This is a genomic window from Pseudomonas sp. MWU12-3103b, assembly GCF_023100615.1.
In the GTDB taxonomy this organism is placed as follows: Bacteria; Pseudomonadota; Gammaproteobacteria; order Pseudomonadales; family Pseudomonadaceae; genus Aquipseudomonas; species Aquipseudomonas putida_A.
The window spans coordinates 223201-240622 of the sequence record NZ_JALMEY010000010.1 but is presented as its reverse complement, the minus strand read 5'-3'; the positions used below and the strand labels follow the sequence as shown (position 1 = coordinate 240622).

The window sequence follows — 17422 nt, the reverse complement described above, 5'->3', positions numbered from 1 at the left end:
GTCCCGATAGCGCCAAGCAATGAACATAAGCACCATGAGATGGCGGGAGCGTGACGCAATCATTCATTGCGCACAACTGTTCACCGCCACACGGCCCGATTTTGACCGAGATTTCCCGACCGATGATTGCCCAGCTGTCGCCCGCCACTGCATTGACCGCCGATTACCAGAAGTTCCTCAAAGCCCTGAAAGCCAGTGGTTTTCGTGGCGAGATCAGTGCCGATTACGCCAGTCGCGTGGTGCTCGCCACCGATAACTCGATCTACCAGCGTCTGCCGCAAGCGGCGGTGTTTCCGATGGATGCGGAGGATGTGGCGCGGGTCGCTCGGCTGATCGCCGAGCCGGCTTATCAGCAAGTGGTGATCACTCCACGTGGCGGCGGCACCGGCACCAACGGTCAGTCGCTGACCGATGGCATCGTCGTCGACCTGTCGCGGCACATGAACCGCATTCTGGAGATCAACGTCGAACAGCGCTGGGTGCGGGTACAGGCCGGGGTGGTCAAGGATCAGCTCAACGCCGCGCTGAAATCAGCCGGGCTGTTTTTCGCCCCGGAGCTGTCGACCTCCAACCGCGCCACCGTCGGCGGCATGATCAACACCGACGCCAGCGGCCAGGGCAGTTGCACCTACGGCAAGACCCGCGACCATGTGCTGGAGCTCGACATGGTTCTGCGTGGCGGCGAGCGTCTGCACGGCGCAGCGCTGGCGGAAGACGACCTGACAGCGCTGTGCGCCCGTGAAGATCGGGTGGGTGAAGTTTATCGCTGTGCGCGGCAGATCATTGATGAGCAGGGCGAGCTGATCAAACAGCGCTTCCCCGATCTCAACCGTTGCCTCACCGGCTACGACCTGGCGCATCTGCGCGAGGCCGACAAGCGCTTCAACCTCAACAGCGTGCTGTGCGGCGCCGAGGGCTCACTCGGCTTTGTGGTCGAGGCAAAGCTCAACGTGCTGCCGATCCCCAAGCACACGATGCTGGTGAACATTCGCTACGCCGGGTTCATGGATGCGTTGCGCGATGCCCGGGCGCTGATGGCGCTCAAGCCGCTGTCGATTGAAACCGTGGATTCCAAGGTGTTGTTGCTGGCGATGCAGGACATCGTCTGGCACGGCGTCGCCGAATACTTCCCGGCAAGTGCCGAGCGCCCGACACTGGGGATCAACCTGGTGGAGTTCTGCGGTGATGATCCCGAGGACCTGCAACACCGGGTCGAAGCCTTCCTCGAACACTTGAGCAGCGACACCGCCGTCGAACGCCTCGGCCATACCCTGGCGGTCGGCCAGGCGGCAGTGAACAAGGTTTATGGCATGCGCAAACGCGCAGTCGGCCTTCTCGGTAACGTTGCCGGCGAAGCGCGGCCGCAGCCGTTTGTCGAAGACACCGCAGTGCCGCCGCAGCACCTGGCCGAGTACATCGCTGAACTGCGCGATCTGCTCGACAGCCACGGTTTGCAGTACGGCATGTTCGGCCACGTTGATGCCGGGGTGCTGCACGTACGTCCGATTCTCGACATGAAGGATCCGCAGCAAGCGGCGTTGGTGCGTCCGGTGTCCGACGGTGTCGCGGCACTGACCCAGCGCTACGGCGGCCTGTTGTGGGGTGAACACGGCAAAGGCCTGCGCTCGGAATACGCGCCGGCGTTTTTCGGTGAGCTGTATCCGGCGTTGCAGGCACTGAAAGCTGCGTTTGACCCGTTCAATCAGTTCAACCCGGGCAAGATCGCCACCCCGGCCAATACCGGTGCGGCGTTGCTGAAAATCGACGAAGTGACCCTGCGCGGCGAACTCGACCGGCAAATCGACGAAAAGGTCTGGCAGAGCTACGGCGCAGCCATGCATTGCAACGGCAACGGCGCCTGCTACAACTTCGATCCCGACGACGCCATGTGCCCGTCATGGAAGGCCACCCGCGAGCGTGCGCAATCGCCTAAGGGGCGCGCATCGCTGATCCGCGAATGGCTGCGTTTGCAGGGCGAGGCAGGGGTGGATGTGTTGTCGGATGCGATCCGCCGTCCGGCATTTTTCAGCAACTTGTGGACGCGCTGGCGCAACAGCCGCGGGCAGGCCGCAGACTTTTCCCATGAGGTGTATGACGCCATGGCCGGTTGCCTGGCGTGCAAATCCTGCGCGGGACAGTGCCCGGTCAAGGTCAACGTGCCGGAATTCCGTTCGCGTTTCCTTGAGCTGTATCACAGCCGTTATCTGCGCCCGGCGCGGGATTATCTGATTGCTTCGCTGGAGTACAGCATTCCGTACATGGCGCGGATTCCGGCGCTGTACAACGGTTTGATGGGCGCAACCTTTGTGCGCAAACAGTTGGAGCGTCTTGGCGGCATGGTCGATGTGCCGTTGCTCAGTCGCTTTGATTTCCACGCTGCGCTGCGCCGCTGGAAGGTGCAGCCGGCGACGGTTTCCACGCTGTCGGCGCTGACCCCGGCCCAGCGCGAGCGCAGTGTGGTGCTGGTGCAGGATGCCTTCACTCGTTACTTCGAGGCGCCGCTGCTGGCGGATCTGCTGGAGTTGATTTCACGACTTGGCTATCAGGTGTATATGGCACCGTTCAGTGCCAATGGCAAGCCGCTGCATGTGCAGGGTTTCCTGTCAGCGTTCAACCGCGCGGCGTTGCGCAATGCGCAGCAACTGCGCGAGCTGGCGGACGTTGGCGTGCCGCTGCTGGGGCTGGATCCGGCGATGACGCTGGTCTACCGCCAGGAATACCTGAAAGTGCCCGGCATGAACCAATGCCCGGAAGTCGCGCTGGTACAGGAATGGCTGCTCGAGGTGATGCCGGAGCAGGCCGCTGCCGATGCGGCCCGGTCATTCCGTCTGCTGGCACACTGCACCGAGAAAACCAACGCGCCGGCCGCCACTCGCCAGTGGGAGCAAGTGTTCGAGCGAGCCGGATTGAAACTGGCGACGCAGGCCACCGGCTGCTGCGGTATGTCCGGCACCTACGGCCATGAAGCGCGCAACCGCGAAACCTCGGCGGTGATCTACGAGCAATCGTGGGCGCGGCAGGTTGAGGCGCCGGCGGAGCGGGGCGAAGCGCTGGCCACCGGTTACTCATGCCGCAGTCAGGTCAAGCGCCAGTCGGATCGGGCGCTGCGCCATCCGTTGCAGGTGCTGCTTGAGGTGGTGCGTCGCTGAGCGGTTCGTCGTCCGGGGCATTGTCCCAGATCAGCCGTGGGTCGAAACTCATCGCCGAGAGCATGGTGAACACCACCACCATGCCGAAAAACAGGATGCCCGGGCGTGGTTCGATATCGCCCAGCGCCTGGAACTTCACCAGCGCCGCGACCAGGGCGACCACCAGCACGTCGAGCATCGACCAGTAGCCGATCAGCTCGACGAAACGGTACAGCTTCGAACGCTCACGGCGCGCCCAGTCGCTGCCCCGCTGCACGGTGATCAGCAGCAGCGACAGGGCGACGAATTTGATCCCCGGCACCGCGATGCTGGCGATGAAAATGATCAGCGCGATGTCCCACGCGCCGCCCTCCCAGAACTCCAGCACGCCGCTCATGATCGTGCTGTCGGCGCCGTTGCCGAGCATCACCGTGTTCATCACCGGCAGTAGATTGGCCGGCACGTAAAACGCCAACGCGGCGAACAGATAGGCCCAGGTGCGCGTCAGGGAGTTGGTCTTGCGCCGATGCAGCGGCGCATCGCAGCGCGGGCACTCGTGCGGCTCGTCGGTCATGTCACAGGCCAGCCCACAGCTGTGGCACAGGCACAGATTCAGTTCGCTGGCGGTCGCGGGTCGCTTCATAGAATGTCCCACAGATCACGAATGTCGCGGCCGGCAATGCGGATCATCATCAGGCTCAGCACCGCCAAAGCGAACAGGCCGATACCCGGCAGCACATCGAGCAGCCCGGCCAGTTTGAATACCGCCACCATCGCCCCCAGCAGACACACTTCGAGCATGCTCCACGGACGCAGGGTTTCCAGCCAGCGCATGCACAGCTTGAACCCCGGCGCCCGGCGCGATGACAAGGCGAAACTCAGCACCCAGATCAACAGCACCAGTTGAAACGCCGGGGCGATGATGATCGAAATCGCCGCGACCATCGCCATGAACGTGATCGGCCCCTGACTCAGCGCCAGCACCGAATCCCACAGCGTCGCGCTGTTCTTCAGGCCCTTCATGCTGATGCTCATCACCGGATAGAAATTGGCGAACAGCCACAGCATCGCCGCAGTGAAACTCAGGGCCAGCCGCTGCTCGACGGTCAAGCCGTTGTAGCGCTGCAGCACGCCGCCGCACCGCACGCAGAGGGTTTTCTGGTGTTTGCCGAGCACGACCTTTTCGTACACGCAGTCGCAATGCTCGCAGATGATCAGGTCTTCGGTTGAGGTCATGGGCAACGCTCGACAGCAGGCGCAAAGGGCACAGGGCGCCTGATCACTATAGAAGCCTGACGTGATTGGGCAAATGTCGTTTGGGTTGGGAATCGACATTTTAATGTTATAGAGTAACGCTAATTTTTGGCGGGGCGTGCGGTTGCGATCCCCTGATTCATTTACTCGTTGGCGAAATCTCCATGACGATTGCGTGTGCCCGTTCCAACCCGCCGCCGACCGGCCGTTTGCTGTCCATTGATGCGTTACGCGGTCTGGTGATCCTGTTCATGCTGCTGGATCACGTGCGCGAGACGTTCCTGTTGCATCGTCAGGTGTCCGACCCGATGGACATCGCCAACACCGAGCCGGCGTTGTTTTTCAGTCGCACGTTGGCGCATCTGTGCGCACCGGTGTTCGTGTTGCTGACCGGATTGTCTGCGTGGCTGTTCGGCGAGAAGTACGCGGGCAAGGCCGATGTCAGTGCCTTCCTGTTCAAGCGTGGGCTGTTTCTGGTAGTGCTGGAATTCACCTTGGTGAATTTTGCATGGACGTTTCAGTTGCCGCCGAGCGTGATCTATCTGCAGGTGATCTGGGCGATTGGCTTGAGCATGATCGCGTTGTCGCTGCTGGTCTGGCTGCCGCGCTGGCTGCTGCTGACGCTGAGTCTGGCGATTATTGCCGGGCATAACCTGCTGGACGGGCTGCATTTCGCGCTGGAGTCGGCACTGCATGTGCCATGGGCGATCCTGCATGATCGGGGCTGGATCGAGGTCGGTGACAGTCTGCGCTTGCGCACTTCGTATCCGTTGTTGCCGTGGATCGGCGTGATCGGTCTGGGTTATGCGCTGGGCCCGTGGTTTGCCCGTGCGGCCGACGCCGGAGTTCGTCAGCAGTGCCTGTTGCTGGCTGGTATCGCCGGACTGCTGGGTTTCGTCGGGCTGCGGTTGCTCAACGGATACGGCGAAAAGCCTTGGGCGGTTGAAGACACGACCGTGCAAACGCTGATGGCGTTTTTCAACATCACCAAGTACCCGCCATCGCTGCTGTTCATCACCCTGACGGTGAGCGTCGGATTGCTGTTGTTGCTGCTGTTCGAACGGCTGCAGACGCGCCGCTGGATTCGCTGGCTGACGGTCTTCGGTTCGGCGCCGATGTTCTTTTATCTGCTGCATCTGTACGTGCTGAGGGTGCTGTATCTGATTGCCGTGGCGCTGTTCGGCCTTAACCACGGTAGCTATTTCGGCTTCGATTCAGTCGCGGCGATCTGGCTGGTGTCACTGCTGTTGGCGCTGGCACTGTACCCGGCGGTACGCTGGTTTTCCGCGCTGAAATCGCGGCGCCGCGATATTGCCTGGCTGAAATATCTGTAAGCCCTAGTGACCACTGCGCTCGCGCGCAAAGTCGATAAAAGCCTTGAGCGGCGCCGGTACGTGGCGCCTGCTCGGGTAGTACAGATGCAGGCCCGGATAATAAGGGCACCAGTCGGCCAACAGCTGAATCAGACGCCCCGATGCCAAGTGTTCGCTGACCATGTCATCGAACACATACGCCAATCCCAGGCCTTGCAGTGCAGGGCCGACCATCAAGCTGACGTCGCCCAGGGTCAGCGGGCCGTTGACCTCGATTTCCTGGGCAATGCCATCGCGTTCGAATTCCCAGCGATACAGCGTACCACTGGGGTAGCGGTGGCGCAGGCAGGGTAAATCGCGCAGATCTTCGGGTTTTTGCGGCGCAGGATAGCGTTCAAGGAATGCCGGCGAAGCCACCACCACCGAACGCATCGCCGGGCCAATCGGCAGCGAGACCATGTCGGCCTGCAGTCGATCGCCAAAGCGCACGCCTGCATCAAATCCGCCGGCGACGATATCGAGCAATGCTTCGCTTTCGACCACCTCCATGCGAATGTCCGGATAGGTCTGCAAGAACTCGCTGGCAATCGGCAGCAATACCAGTTCGCACGCCTGGCGTCCGCAGGTGATACGCAGGTTGCCGGTGGGTTTGTCGCGAAAATGGTTTAGGTCTTCCAGTGCATCGTCAATGTCGCGGAACGCCGGTTTCAGGCGCGCGTAAAAGCGCTCACCGGCCTCGGTCAACGCCACGCTGCGGGTGGTGCGATTGAACAGACGCACACCGAGGCGATTCTCCAAAGCCTTTACCGAATGGCTCAGGGCTGACGGGGTGAGCCCGAGTTCGACGGCGGCCTTGCTGAAATTCAAGTGCTGCGCCGTACAGAGAAATACGCAAAGGTCTGCCGCTGAGGGTGATTTCATCTGTGAATGCCTTTCACAAAGTTATGCAAAATTGCTGGGATTATCGCATCAATCTAACGGCCTTAAAGTCGCAGCCTGGCAATTTCTTTAAAGGATGAATGCATGACAACGGTCGCTCATCAACCAAGCGCGCGTAACAAGCTGCTGATCCTCGCGGCCGTGTGCCTGTCGGCATTGGTACTGCCCTTGAGTTTTACCGGTGGCGCGGTGGCGACGCCCGCCATTGGCCGTGATCTGGGCGGCAGCCCCGTTGCCCTTACCTGGATCACCAATGCGTTCATGTTGTCGTTCGGCAGTTTGCTGATGGCGGCGGGCGCGTTGGCCGACGTCTATGGGCGTAAACGCCTGTTCAGCTTCGGCATGTTGCTGTTCACCGCAGCATCGATTGCGCAGAGCCTGGCACCGTCGGTGTACTGGCTGGATGGGCTGCGTGCGGTGCAGGGCGTGGCGGGTGCTGCAGCGTTGGCCAGCGGCTCAGCGTCGCTGGCGCAGGAATTCGAAGGCCATGCGCGGACCCGCGCGTACAGCGTACTCGGTACCACATTCGGCATTGGTCTGGCTTTCGGGCCGCTGCTGGCCGGTGCGTTGATCGAAGCGTTCAACTGGCGGGTGATTTTCCTCTTCACCGCGTTGATCGGCGTGATCGCCATGATCTTCGGCCTGCCCCGCATGCGCGAAAGCCGCAACCCGGATGCCTCGGGACTGGATTGGCCGGGCACTGTCACCTTCAGCGCGATGCTGGCGCTGTTCACCTTCGGCGTGATTCAGGCTCCGGAAAGCGGTTGGGGCAGCCCGCTGGTGGTCGGTCTGCTGAGTGCTTCGGCATTGTTGCTGGGGTTGTTCGTGATCATCGAAAGGCGCGTCAAACATCCGATGCTCGATCTGACCCTGTTGCGTTTTCCGCGCTTCATCGGCGTGCAGATGCTGCCGATCGGCACCTGTTTTTGCTACATCGTGCTGGTGGTGATGTTGCCATTGCGCTTTATCGGCGTGGAAGGCTTGAGCGAAATCGATGCCGGCCTGCTGTTGCTGGCGCTGTCGGCGCCCATGCTGGTGGTACCGATGCTGGCGGCGTCGCTGACCCGGTTTGTCTCGGCGGGAATCCTGTCGGGGATCGGTTTTCTGATCGCTGCGGTGGGCTTGCACGGGTTGAGCCTGTACAACGTCGGCGAGCCAAAATCCGCCTTGGTCATTGCGATGTTGTTGATCGGGATTGGCACCGGTTTGCCGTGGGGCTTGATGGATGGTCTGTCGGTCAGCGTTGTACCGAAGGAGCGCGCGGGGATGGCGGCGGGGATCTTCAATACCGTGCGCGTGGCGGGTGAGGGTATCGCGCTGGCGGTGGTGGGCGCTGTGCTGACTTCGCTGCTGCATACCGATCTGACGGGGGCAGTGGCAGGCAGCGTCGACACGGCGTTGATTGCCGAGACCGCGCACCGGGTCACCACGGGGGACATGGCGCATGCGCTCGACACCGTTCCGGGGCTGGCCAGCGAGCGTCTGGTGCAAGGTTATGCCTCGGCGTTTCAGTACCTGCTGCACGTCCTGACCGGGATCACTCTAGCTTCGGCGGCAGTGGTGCTTGGGCTGTTGAGCAAGGATCGGGCGGTTACGCAGCCGCAAAAAACAGCGCCCGACTTGCTATAGCGGTGTGTGCGGAATTTTCGAGTGTGGGAGCGGGCTTGCTCGCGAAGGCGTCAGGTCAGTCACGATCAATGCTGAACATGCCGGCCCCTTCGTGAGCAAGCCCACTCCCACCTGTGCGTGTTGGAGTCCTGATTATTTGCGATCCAGCCACACGGTCTGCGCGTTGCAGAACTCGCGCACGCCGAAGTGCGACAACTCGCGACCGAAGCCGCTTTTCTTCACGCCACCGAAGGTCACGCGCGGGTCACTGGCCGAATAGCCGTTGATGAACACGCCGCCAGTGTCCAGTTCGCTGGTCAGTTGCTGGGCCAGTGCGACGTTGGCGGTGTAGATCGTCGCGGTCAGGCCAAAGTCGCTGTCGTTGGCCAAGGCGATGGCGTGGGCGCAATCGCGGGCCGTGATGATCGATGCCACCGGGCCGAACAGTTCCTGTTTGAACGAGGTCATACGGTCGGTGACATCGGCCAGCACGGTTGGCTCGTAGTAGTTGCCCGGGCCTTGCGCCTTGCCGCCGCCGAGCAACAGGGTGGCGCCTTCTTCGAGGGTGTCGCGCACTTGCTGGTCGAGTTCATCACGCAGATCGAAACGCGCCATCGGGCCGATGTAGGTGTCGGCGGACATCGGATCGCCGACTTTCAATTGACGCGTGGCCTCGACGAATTTGCGGGTGAATTCCTCGACCACGCCTTCTTCAATGATCAGACGCTTGGCCGCGGCGCAGACCTGGCCGGAGTTCTGGTAGCGACCGATGACGGCAGCCTGCACGGCTTCGTCCAGATCAGCGTCATTGAGCACGATGAACGGGTCGGAACCACCCAGTTCCAGCACGCATTTCTTCAGCGCGGCACCGGCCTGGGCACCGATGGCCATACCGGCGCGAACGCTGCCGGTCAGGGTGACAGCGGCGATGCGCGGGTCGGCAATAGCGCTGGAAACGCCTTCCGGGGTGACGTTGATCACTTCAAACACGCCATCAGCGAAACCGGCGTTCTTGAAGACGTCGCGCAGCAGGTAGGCGCTGCCCATCACGTTCGGCGCATGCTTGAGCACGTAGGTGTTGCCGGCGATAAGCGCCGGAACGGCACCGCGCAGCACTTGCCAGATCGGGAAGTTCCACGGCATCACCGCGAGGATCGGGCCGAGTGGTCGGTACTCGATGCGCGCCTTGCCGCCTTCAACCTGAGTCGGTTCGGCGTCGAGCATGGCCGGACCGTTTTCGGCGTACCACTCACAGAGCTTGGCGCATTTTTCGATTTCGCCACGGGCCTGGGCGATCGGCTTGCCCATTTCCAAAGTGATCATGGTCGCCATGGCTTCGGCAGTTTCGCGTAGAGCGCCGGCAAGAGCGGTCAGGGCGCGGGAGCGATCCTGCAGCGGCTTGCGTTTCCATTTCGAGAAACCGAACGCGGCGCGGGTCAGCGCAGCGTCGAGGGTCTCGGCGGATTCAAAGGCGTAGTGACCGATCTGTTCGCCGGTGGCAGGGTTGATCGAAATGGCGTGGGTCTGGCTGGAAATCTGGCTCATGGCTGGCTCCTGCGAGTTCAGTGGATGGGCCTAGAGTAGGGTGGCGTTTGTTTTCTGGAAACTGAATAATAAAGATCGTTTCTTTCACGATTGGAGAATGACTGTGGATCTGGTGCAGCTGGAAATCTTCAAGGCCGTTGCCGAGCACGGCAGCATCAGCGCTGCTGCGGCGCAGATTCATCGCGTGCCATCGAACCTGACCACGCGGATCAAACAGCTGGAGCAGGACTTGGGCGTCGACCTGTTCATTCGCGAGAAAAGTCGTCTGCGTCTGTCGCCCGCCGGCTGGAGTTTTCTCGAATACGCGCGGCGCATTCTCGATCTGGTGCAGGAAGCGCGGGCCACGGTCGCTGGTGAAGAGCCGCAGGGTGCGTTTCCCCTCGGTTCGCTGGAAAGTACCGCCGCCGTGCGCATCCCCGAACTGCTCGCGGCGTACAACCAGTTGCATCCCAAGGTCGATCTGGATCTGTCGACCGGCCCGTCCGGGACAATGATCGACGGCGTACTCTCCGGACGATTGGCGGCGGCCTTCGTCGATGGCCCGGTGCTGCACCCGGCGCTGGAAGGCGTGCCGGCGTTCGAGGAGGAGATGGTCATCATCGCGCCACTCAATCACCCCCCGGTGCAACGCGCGGCGGATGTGAACGGCGAGAACATCTACGCGTTCCGCTCCAACTGCTCCTATCGTCATCACTTCGAAAAATGGTTTAGCACCGACGCTGCCGTGCCGGGCAAGATTTTCGAGATGGAGTCTTACCACGGCATGCTCGCCTGCGTCAGCGCCGGGGCCGGGCTGGCGCTGATGCCGCGCAAAATGCTGCAAAGCATGCCTGGCAGCGCAACCGTGAGCGTGTGGCCGCTGGCGGCGGATTTTCGCTATCTGACCACCTGGCTGGTGTGGCGCCGGGGCACGGTGTCGCGCAGCTTGAGCATGTTCGTGCGTTTGCTGGAGGAGCGCGGTGTGGTGCGTGCGGAAGAGTAATTGACACGTTGTGTCATGGCTGTATCTTGATCGGCGTTTCGCAATATAAAAAACTACACAGCGTAGCCATGAGGAACAAGCAAATGAGTGCAGCCCTGAGCGGTAAAGAAGCGGTCGGTGAGCGGTTTTTGCTGGAAACGATGCGTCATGCGCAGGGCCTGACCTGGAACGCCGCTGATGCCATCGCCAGGGTGATCAAGCCCGGCATGCGTGAGTCCGAAGCCCAGGAGCGGGGCAAGCAGATCCTCGCCGAACTGGGCATGGACCGCATCTGGCATCCGCTGCTGATTCGCTTCGGCGCCAATACGCTGAAGGCGTTCAAGGAGCGTTCCGAAGGCGATCCGGTGCTCGGTGACAACGATATTTTCTTCATTGACATGGGCGTGGTCTGGCAGGGGCACGAAGGCGATGCCGGCGCAACCTTCACCACCGGCTCCGATCCGGAAATGATCGCCTGCGCGGCGGCGTCCAAGGAGCTGTTCAAGCGTGTCGAGGCACTGTGGCGCCAAGGCGTGAGCGGTGTCGAACTTTATCGCTATGCCAGCGATCAGGCTGAAGCCATGGGCTGGAAACTCAATCTCGATATCAAGGGCCACCGCGTCAGCGATTTCCCTCACGCGATCCATCGCGGCGGCAATCTCGGCGATTTCGACCAGGCACCGAATCCCGGGGTGTGGATTCTGGAAATCCAGATCGCCCACCCGCAGCGGCCGTTTGGCGCGTTTTATGAAGATCTGTTGATCTGATTGTCACGGCGTACCGTTTCGGCCGTGCAGGCGGAAGCCTTCGCGTTGACTCAGACGCTCGTAATAGGCCCTGACGGCGGGATAGTCCGGATGCGCGAGCGGCGTTTCGAACCAGCGGTTGACTGACAGCCCGATGGGGATATCGGCGAGGGAAAACCGGTCGCTACTGACGTAGGCGCCAGTCTTCTGCAACTGTTGATCGAGGATGCCCATGGTCTGCGACCACTGCTCGATGCCGTTGAGCAACGCGGCGCTGTCCTGATGATCTGGTGACTGACGCGCCAGCGACATGAACGCATACGACCACGAGCGGTTCAACTCCGAGGCCTGCCAGTCGATCCACTGATCGACCCGCGCACGAACTCGCGGCTCGGCGGGGTAGAGGTCTGCGCCGCCATAGTTGCCCGCCAGATAACGAATGATCGTGTTCGATTCCCACAGGGTGAAATCGCCGTCCTGAATCACCGGCACCATGGCGCAGGGGTTGAGGGCGAGAAACTCCGGGGTGTCGGTGGGTTTGAAGCCCGAGCCCCAATCCTCACGCTCGAACGGGATCTGCAGTTCAGCGCAGGTCCACAGCACTTTGCGCACGTTGATCGATGACGCCTTGCCCAGAATTCGCAGCATGAGTTTTCCCTGTCTCGTGGGTGCCTGTCGGGGCAACAAGAAATACCACACCACAACGCAGAAGGCCCGCGCATGGCGGGCCTTCTTTTTACATCGAATCAATCTCAGTGACTGCCCACCAGTTTCCCGCCCATCATCCGCCGCCGATAGGCGCTGTCACGACTGGCCAGCCAGAAGTACAGCGGCGAGGTCACCAGCAGCCCCACCAGCCACGACAGGTCGGCGCCGTTGATGTGCGCCGACACCGGGCCGACGTACAGCGGGGTGTTCATGAACGGGATCTGCACCGCAATGCCGATCGCATAGGCCAGCAACGCCTGCGGGTTGTAACGTCCGTAGATACCGCCGTCGACCTGGAAGATAGACTGGATGTCGTACTGGCCCTTGTGAATGGCGTAGAAGTCGATCAGGTTGATCGCGGTCCACGGCACCAGCACCACCAGCAGCACCAGCACCATGTCGACGAAGTGGCCGATGAAGTCCTTCGACGCGCCGACGGCGGCGAAGCAGCAGGCCAGAAGCACGATGATCGAGATCACCGCACGGCTCTTGGCGGTGGGGATCCAGCGATAGGCAAAGGTCTGCACCAGAGTGATCAGCGACAGCACCGCGCCGTACAGGTTGAGGGCGTTGTGGCTGATCACGCTGAGCAGGAACAGCACCAGCATCAGCGGTCCGATCGAGCCGGTGGCGAGCTTGACCGCATCCATGGTGTCCATGCCCACGGGTGTCGCCAGCACGGCGACGGCACCGAAGATGAACGCCAGACTCGAGCCCAGTGCCGACCCCAGATACGTGGTCCAGAACGTCGACGAGACTTTTACATCGGCCGGCAAATAACGCGAATAGTCGGACACGTAAGGCGCAAACGCGATCTGCCACAGCGCGGCGAGCGACACGGTGGCGAGCCAGCCGGAGAGGTTGAAGCTGCCGCGAGTGAGGAAGTCATCGGTTTGAATGTGGGTGAAGATGTAGCCGAAACCGACGACGATGCCGATCCCCAGCACCCAGGTGCCGATGCGGTTGAGCACGTGGATGAAGCGGTAGCCGATGATGCCGATGATCCCCGACCCGAGAGCGCCGATGACGATGCCGACCGGCACCGGCACGCTGTCGACCACGCCGTGCAACGACTTGCCGGCCAGCACGATATTGGAGGCGAAGAAGCCGATGTACATGACCCCGGCAATCAGCACCACCAGCAGAGCACCGAGCGAGCCGAACTGCGCGCGGCTCTGGATCATCTGCGGAATGCCCATCTGCGGGCCTTGCGCCGAATGCAGCGCCATCAGCACGCCGCCGACCAGATGACCGACCAGAATCGCGACGATGCCCCAGACCAGATTCAAGTGGAACAACTGCACGCCCAGCGCGCCGGTCACGATCGGCAACGGCGCGATGTTGCCGCCGAACCACAGCGTGAACAGATCCCTGACCTTTCCGTGGCGATCTTCGGGGGGCACGTATCCTATCGTGTGTTTTTCAATGAGCGGCGCGGATGTTGTTGCAGAGGTGGACATGACGAACTCCAAGGCAAGGATGAGTACGTGGACGTACTTCGGTAAGCGCCGACACGGACGGCGCATTTCTTGTTGAAGCGATCATGTGCAAAGGCCCGGGATAGATAAATTAGTAAGTTTGTTGCTTCAGACCTTAAAAAATATATGCCGCGTGTAATGCGTAGCTCCGGTATGTTCAGGCTTCACTCTGTCCTGGATTTACACAGTTTTGTGGTGAGGGGATTTATCCCCGATGGGCTGCGAAGCGGCCCCTCTTTTGACTTTAGAAACAGGGGCCGCTTCGCGCCCCATCGGGGATAAATCCCCTCACCACAGAGCCTCCTAACTACAGATAAATGTCCTGACAACAGATAAATCTCCTCACCACAAAAGCGTCGTCTCACTTGCAGAGGTTCATATGGCCGCCTACAACCTGCGCCAGCTCAAATACTTCGTCACCACCGCCGATTGCGGCAGCGTCGCCGAAGCCTCGCGCAAGCTCTATATCGCCCAGCCGTCCGTCTCTACCGCGATCAAGCATCTGGAAGAAAGCTTCGGTGTGCAGCTGTTCATCCGCCATCACGCCCAGGGCGTTTCGCTGACGCCCAGTGGTTCGCGTTTCTATCGCAAGGCGCTGGAATTGCTGCGAGTGGCGCATGAGTTCGAGCAGAACGCGCTGGCGGACAACGACGTGGTTTCCGGACAGATCGATATCGGCTGTTTCGAAACCGTCGCGCCGCTGTACCTGCCGCGCCTGATCGCCGGGTTCAAGCAGCGCTGGCCGGGCGTGGAAATCCGCATTCGCGATGGCGAACAACAGGAACTGGTACAGGCGTTGACCGCCGGTAGCATCGATGTGGCGATGCTCTTTGAACATGACCTCGACACCACCATCGACACCACGCCGCTGATGCCGCCGCAGCAGCCTTACGCCTTGCTGCCGGCCGACCATCGCTTTGCGCAACAGGCGAAAGTCTCGCTGCACGATCTGGTGCTGGAGCCGATGATCCTGCTCGACGTGGTGCCCAGCCGCACCTACTTCGTGAGCATTTTCGAGGAGCGCGGACTGACCCCGCACATCGTCTTCAGCTCACCGTCGATCGAGATGGTGCGCGGCATGGTCGGGCGTGGGTTCGGCTTTTCGATTCTGGTGACCCGGCCGTTCGGCGAATACACCTACGACGGGCAGAAAGTGGTGTGCGTGCCACTGGCGGAAACCGTGACTGGCTCGGGCTTATCGGCAGCCTGGCTGCGCCGGGTGCAACTGACCAAACCGGTGCAGTTGTTCGTTGATCATTGCCGCGAGGAATTGGCCCGACTGCACGCTTGAAGGCAGGCAGTCAGGCCGAAAGGATCAGGCGCGAATCGAGGCCAGCATCCGTTGCAGCATCGCATCGCAGGCATCGAGTTGCGCACGACTGACAAACTCGTCAGGTTTGTGCCCCTGATCCATGCTGCCGGGGCCACAGACCACGGTGGGAATACCCGCCGCATCGAACAGCCCGCCCTCGGTGCCGAACGCCACGGTGCCGTATTCCCGTGAACCGCAAAACGCCGCAATCAGCTCCGCCGCCTGACTCTGCGCATCGGTAGCCAGGCCGGGATAAGCCGACAGCTCACTGAAACGAATCGCACTGTGCTCACTCACTGCCCGCATGCGCGGCAGCACTTGCTGCTCGGCGTAAGCCTGCAACTGTTGTGCGACCTGGGTTGGATCCTGCGAGGGCAGGGCGCGGATTTCGAAGTCGAAGCGGCAATCGGCAGGCACGATGTTCAAGGCCTTGCCGCCGCTGATCACCCCGGTCTGCACCGTGCTGTAGGGCGGATCGAAACGCGCGTCGTGATGCTCGGGTGCTTTCAGTTGCTGGCCAATACGCCCCAGCTCGCCGATCAGCTCGGCGGCGTATTCGATGGCGTTTACTCCCAGCGGTGCGTAGGCCGAATGGCACGGATGACCATGCACGTCGCAGCGCATCGCCAGTTTGCCTTTATGGCCGAGCACCGGTTTCAACTCGGTCGGTTCACCGATGATGCACAGCAGCGGTTTGACCGGCCGCTGCTCCAGCTCGGCGAGCAACGAGCGCACCCCGAGGCAGCCGACTTCTTCGTCATAGGACAGGGCGATGTGCACCGGCATGCGCAGGTCTGCAGCGACCAGCGCCGGCACCAACGCCAACACGCAGGCGATGTAGCCCTTCATGTCGGCGGTGCCGCGCCCGAACAGCTTGCCGTCGTGCTCGCTGAGTTCAAACGGCGCTACTGTCCATGGTTGACCATCGACCGGCACCACATCGGTGTGCCCCGAGAGCACGATGCCCGGTTGCTCGGCCGGGCCAATGGTCGCGAACAGATTGGCCTTGCTGCGCTCGGCGTTGTAGATCAGCTCGCACGGCACATCGAAGCCTGCGAGGTAATCACGCACGAACTCGATCAGCTGCAGGTTGGATTCGCGGCTGGTGGTGTCGAAGCCCACCAGCGTTTTGAGCAACGCGACGCTGCTGCTCATCGATCATCACCGGCAACGCCATAACCCGGCGCCTTGGCCGGGTCGAGGGCGCGGTCGATGTAGTCCTGCAATTGCGGCTGATAGGCGTCCCAGAGTTTTTGCAACTGGCCAATCGGGTCTTCGTCGGCCCAATCAACGCGCAAATTGACGATCGGCCAGGTCTGTTCGCCGACCACCACCACGGCTGCCGAATGCACGGGGCCTGCTTCGCCACCAAGGGCCTGGCCGGCGTGCAAGGCTTTGAGCAGGCGATCGGCCAATTGGCCTTCGCCGTCTTCAAAGGCGCGGACCATCGCCTCGATTACCGCACGCCCGGCGAGCATGTTGCCAGCCGCCACGCATTGTTCGCCGGACACGGCGTTGTGCACGCCGAGGGTCTGCGCGCCGCTGAAATGCGCGGTCTGGCCGAAGTGGTTGATCGCGGTGATCTGCCGGTACTGGCTGTAGCCGTTGCGGGTCAGCACCTGGTCCAGCGCCGCGTCGGGCGCGTGGCCTTGCTCCATCAATGCAAGGACTTCCGGGCCGAGGGACGGCAGAGTGATGTTCTGGCTCGACACCGCGCCGACACCCGGCAGCAGCCACGGGCAACGCGCGCCGACGGCGATGCTGGAGGAACTGATGGCGACACCGAACTGGCCGGTTTCGGGGCAACGGGCTGTGATTGAAAAGGTCATGGTCTAACTCCTTTCGAGGAATTTGTTGTCCTTGCGGGCCTCTTCGCGAGCAAGCTCGCTCCCACAGTTGGCATGTATTTCCCTGTGGGAGCGAGCTTGCTCGCGAATGTCGCGACTCGGTTTTCAGGGTTAATCGGGAATCACCGCCACCACATCAATCTCCATCAGCCACTGCGGCTGCCCCAGTGCCGACACCACCAGCCCGGTGGAGATCGGGAACACGCCTTTGAGCCACTTGCCGACTTCCTGATACACCGGCTCGCGGTAGCGCGGGTCGATCAGGTAGGTGGTGGTCTTGACGATATGGCTCATGTCACTGCCGGCTTCTTCCAGCAGTTGCTTGACGTTGCGCATCGCCTGTTCTGCCTGCGCACGCGGATCCCCGAGGCCCACCAGATTGCCGTCGAAATCGGTGCCGACCTGACCCCGCACATACACGGTGTTTCCGGCGCGCACGGCCTGGCACAGGTCGTTGTCCAGGGTCTGGTTAGGGTAGGTGTCCTTGGTGTTGAACATACGGATGCGGGTGTGGGTTGGCTTGCTCATGTACAGCTCCAGACTGAGTGTTCAGCGGCGCACCGGGCACCGCCGCGAAAGAGGG

Annotated in this window: 15 protein-coding genes; 6 read left to right on the top strand and 9 right to left on the bottom strand. The window is 61.7% G+C overall.

Annotated elements, in window-relative coordinates; genetic code table 11:
• Positions 1–122: 122 nt before the first annotated feature.
• Complete coding sequence (locus M0808_RS17215; RefSeq protein ID WP_247841996.1) at positions 123–3149, top strand: FAD-binding and (Fe-S)-binding domain-containing protein; 3027 nt, start codon at positions 123–125, stop codon at positions 3147–3149.
• Here the strand turns inward: M0808_RS17215 and M0808_RS17210 are convergent.
• Complete coding sequence (locus M0808_RS17210; RefSeq protein ID WP_027612991.1) at positions 3082–3771, bottom strand: paraquat-inducible protein A; 690 nt, start codon at positions 3769–3771, stop codon at positions 3082–3084. The genes M0808_RS17215 and M0808_RS17210 overlap by 68 nt on opposite strands.
• Entirely contained in the window at positions 3768–4364 is a 597-nt protein-coding gene (locus M0808_RS17205; protein WP_247841984.1) for a paraquat-inducible protein A, read from the bottom strand. The genes M0808_RS17210 and M0808_RS17205 overlap by 4 nt, the downstream gene beginning before the upstream one ends.
• A 182-nt stretch (positions 4365–4546) precedes the next feature.
• Here M0808_RS17205 and M0808_RS17200 point away from each other — a divergent pair, with 182 nt between their 5' ends.
• Positions 4547–5716 (top strand): DUF1624 domain-containing protein, encoded by a 1170-nt coding sequence (locus tag M0808_RS17200; protein WP_247841983.1) that lies wholly within the window; start codon positions 4547–4549, stop codon positions 5714–5716.
• A gap of 3 nt (positions 5717–5719) precedes the next feature.
• Here M0808_RS17200 and M0808_RS17195 read toward each other — a convergent pair whose 3' ends face one another.
• A complete protein-coding gene (locus M0808_RS17195) occupies positions 5720–6616 on the bottom strand; it encodes a LysR family transcriptional regulator (RefSeq protein WP_247841982.1) in 897 nt (298 codons plus the stop codon).
• 102 nt (positions 6617–6718) lie between these two features.
• On the opposite strand from M0808_RS17195, the gene M0808_RS17190 reads away from it, so the two are divergent.
• The gene (locus M0808_RS17190; RefSeq protein WP_247841981.1) at positions 6719–8263 is read left to right on the top strand and encodes an MFS transporter; all 1545 of its coding nucleotides are present in this window, start codon (positions 6719–6721) and stop codon (positions 8261–8263) included.
• 132 nt (positions 8264–8395) lie between these two features.
• Here M0808_RS17190 and M0808_RS17185 read toward each other — a convergent pair whose 3' ends face one another.
• Positions 8396–9787, bottom strand: a complete 1392-nt coding sequence (locus tag M0808_RS17185) for an aldehyde dehydrogenase family protein (protein WP_247841980.1) — start codon at positions 9785–9787, stop codon at positions 8396–8398.
• Between the two features lie 103 nt (positions 9788–9890).
• Between M0808_RS17185 and M0808_RS17180 the strand changes: the two genes are divergently transcribed.
• Complete coding sequence (locus M0808_RS17180) at positions 9891–10769, top strand: LysR family transcriptional regulator (RefSeq protein WP_115990545.1); 879 nt, start codon at positions 9891–9893, stop codon at positions 10767–10769.
• Positions 10770–10852: 83 nt separating this feature from the next.
• Positions 10853–11515, top strand: a complete 663-nt coding sequence (locus M0808_RS17175) for a M24 family metallopeptidase (protein WP_247841979.1) — start codon at positions 10853–10855, stop codon at positions 11513–11515.
• Between the two features lie 3 nt (positions 11516–11518).
• Here the strand turns inward: M0808_RS17175 and M0808_RS17170 are convergent, their stop codons facing one another.
• Positions 11519–12142: a glutathione S-transferase gene (locus M0808_RS17170; protein WP_247841978.1), complete on the bottom strand. Its 624-nt coding sequence runs from the start codon at positions 12140–12142 to the stop codon at positions 11519–11521.
• A 104-nt stretch (positions 12143–12246) separates the two neighbouring features.
• Complete coding sequence (locus tag M0808_RS17165; protein WP_096796404.1) at positions 12247–13662, bottom strand: cytosine permease; 1416 nt, start codon at positions 13660–13662, stop codon at positions 12247–12249.
• 397 nt (positions 13663–14059) lie between these two features.
• Between M0808_RS17165 and M0808_RS17160 the strand changes: the two genes are divergently transcribed.
• Positions 14060–14971, top strand: a complete 912-nt coding sequence (locus M0808_RS17160) for a LysR family transcriptional regulator (protein WP_095136462.1) — start codon at positions 14060–14062, stop codon at positions 14969–14971.
• A gap of 24 nt (positions 14972–14995) precedes the next feature.
• Here M0808_RS17160 and argE read toward each other — a convergent pair whose 3' ends face one another.
• From argE to M0808_RS17145, 3 genes are all read right to left on the bottom strand, one after another.
• Positions 14996–16147, bottom strand: a complete 1152-nt coding sequence (argE, locus tag M0808_RS17155) for an acetylornithine deacetylase (RefSeq protein ID WP_247841977.1) — start codon at positions 16145–16147, stop codon at positions 14996–14998.
• Complete coding sequence (locus M0808_RS17150; protein ID WP_247841976.1) at positions 16144–16821, bottom strand: DUF1028 domain-containing protein; 678 nt, start codon at positions 16819–16821, stop codon at positions 16144–16146. Before M0808_RS17150 ends, argE begins: the two co-directional genes overlap by 4 nt.
• Positions 16822–16950: 129 nt before the next feature.
• On the bottom strand, positions 16951–17367 hold the full coding sequence (locus M0808_RS17145; RefSeq protein WP_095136459.1) for a RidA family protein: 417 nt from the start codon (positions 17365–17367) through the stop codon (positions 16951–16953).
• Between the last annotated feature and the right edge of the window lie 55 nt (positions 17368–17422).

Bases quoted from the DNA above. Each gene is read 5' to 3' on its own strand.
- M0808_RS17215 (WP_247841996.1), top strand. From the start codon at position 123: ATGATTGCCCAGCTGTCGCCCGCCACTGCATTGACCGCCGATTACCAG.
- M0808_RS17210 (WP_027612991.1), bottom strand. From the start codon at position 3,771: ATGAAGCGACCCGCGACCGCCAGCGAACTGAATCTGTGCCTGTGCCAC.
- M0808_RS17205 (WP_247841984.1), bottom strand. From the start codon at position 4,364: ATGACCTCAACCGAAGACCTGATCATCTGCGAGCATTGCGACTGCGTG.
- M0808_RS17200 (WP_247841983.1), top strand. From the start codon at position 4,547: ATGACGATTGCGTGTGCCCGTTCCAACCCGCCGCCGACCGGCCGTTTG.
- M0808_RS17195 (WP_247841982.1), bottom strand. From the start codon at position 6,616: ATGAAATCACCCTCAGCGGCAGACCTTTGCGTATTTCTCTGTACGGCG.
- M0808_RS17190 (WP_247841981.1), top strand. From the start codon at position 6,719: ATGACAACGGTCGCTCATCAACCAAGCGCGCGTAACAAGCTGCTGATC.
- M0808_RS17185 (WP_247841980.1), bottom strand. From the start codon at position 9,787: ATGAGCCAGATTTCCAGCCAGACCCACGCCATTTCGATCAACCCTGCC.
- M0808_RS17175 (WP_247841979.1), top strand. From the start codon at position 10,853: ATGAGTGCAGCCCTGAGCGGTAAAGAAGCGGTCGGTGAGCGGTTTTTG.
- M0808_RS17170 (WP_247841978.1), bottom strand. From the start codon at position 12,142: ATGCTGCGAATTCTGGGCAAGGCGTCATCGATCAACGTGCGCAAAGTG.
- M0808_RS17165 (WP_096796404.1), bottom strand. From the start codon at position 13,662: ATGTCCACCTCTGCAACAACATCCGCGCCGCTCATTGAAAAACACACG.
- M0808_RS17160 (WP_095136462.1), top strand. From the start codon at position 14,060: ATGGCCGCCTACAACCTGCGCCAGCTCAAATACTTCGTCACCACCGCC.
- argE (WP_247841977.1), bottom strand. From the start codon at position 16,147: ATGAGCAGCAGCGTCGCGTTGCTCAAAACGCTGGTGGGCTTCGACACC.
- M0808_RS17150 (WP_247841976.1), bottom strand. From the start codon at position 16,821: ATGACCTTTTCAATCACAGCCCGTTGCCCCGAAACCGGCCAGTTCGGT.
- M0808_RS17145 (WP_095136459.1), bottom strand. From the start codon at position 17,367: ATGAGCAAGCCAACCCACACCCGCATCCGTATGTTCAACACCAAGGAC.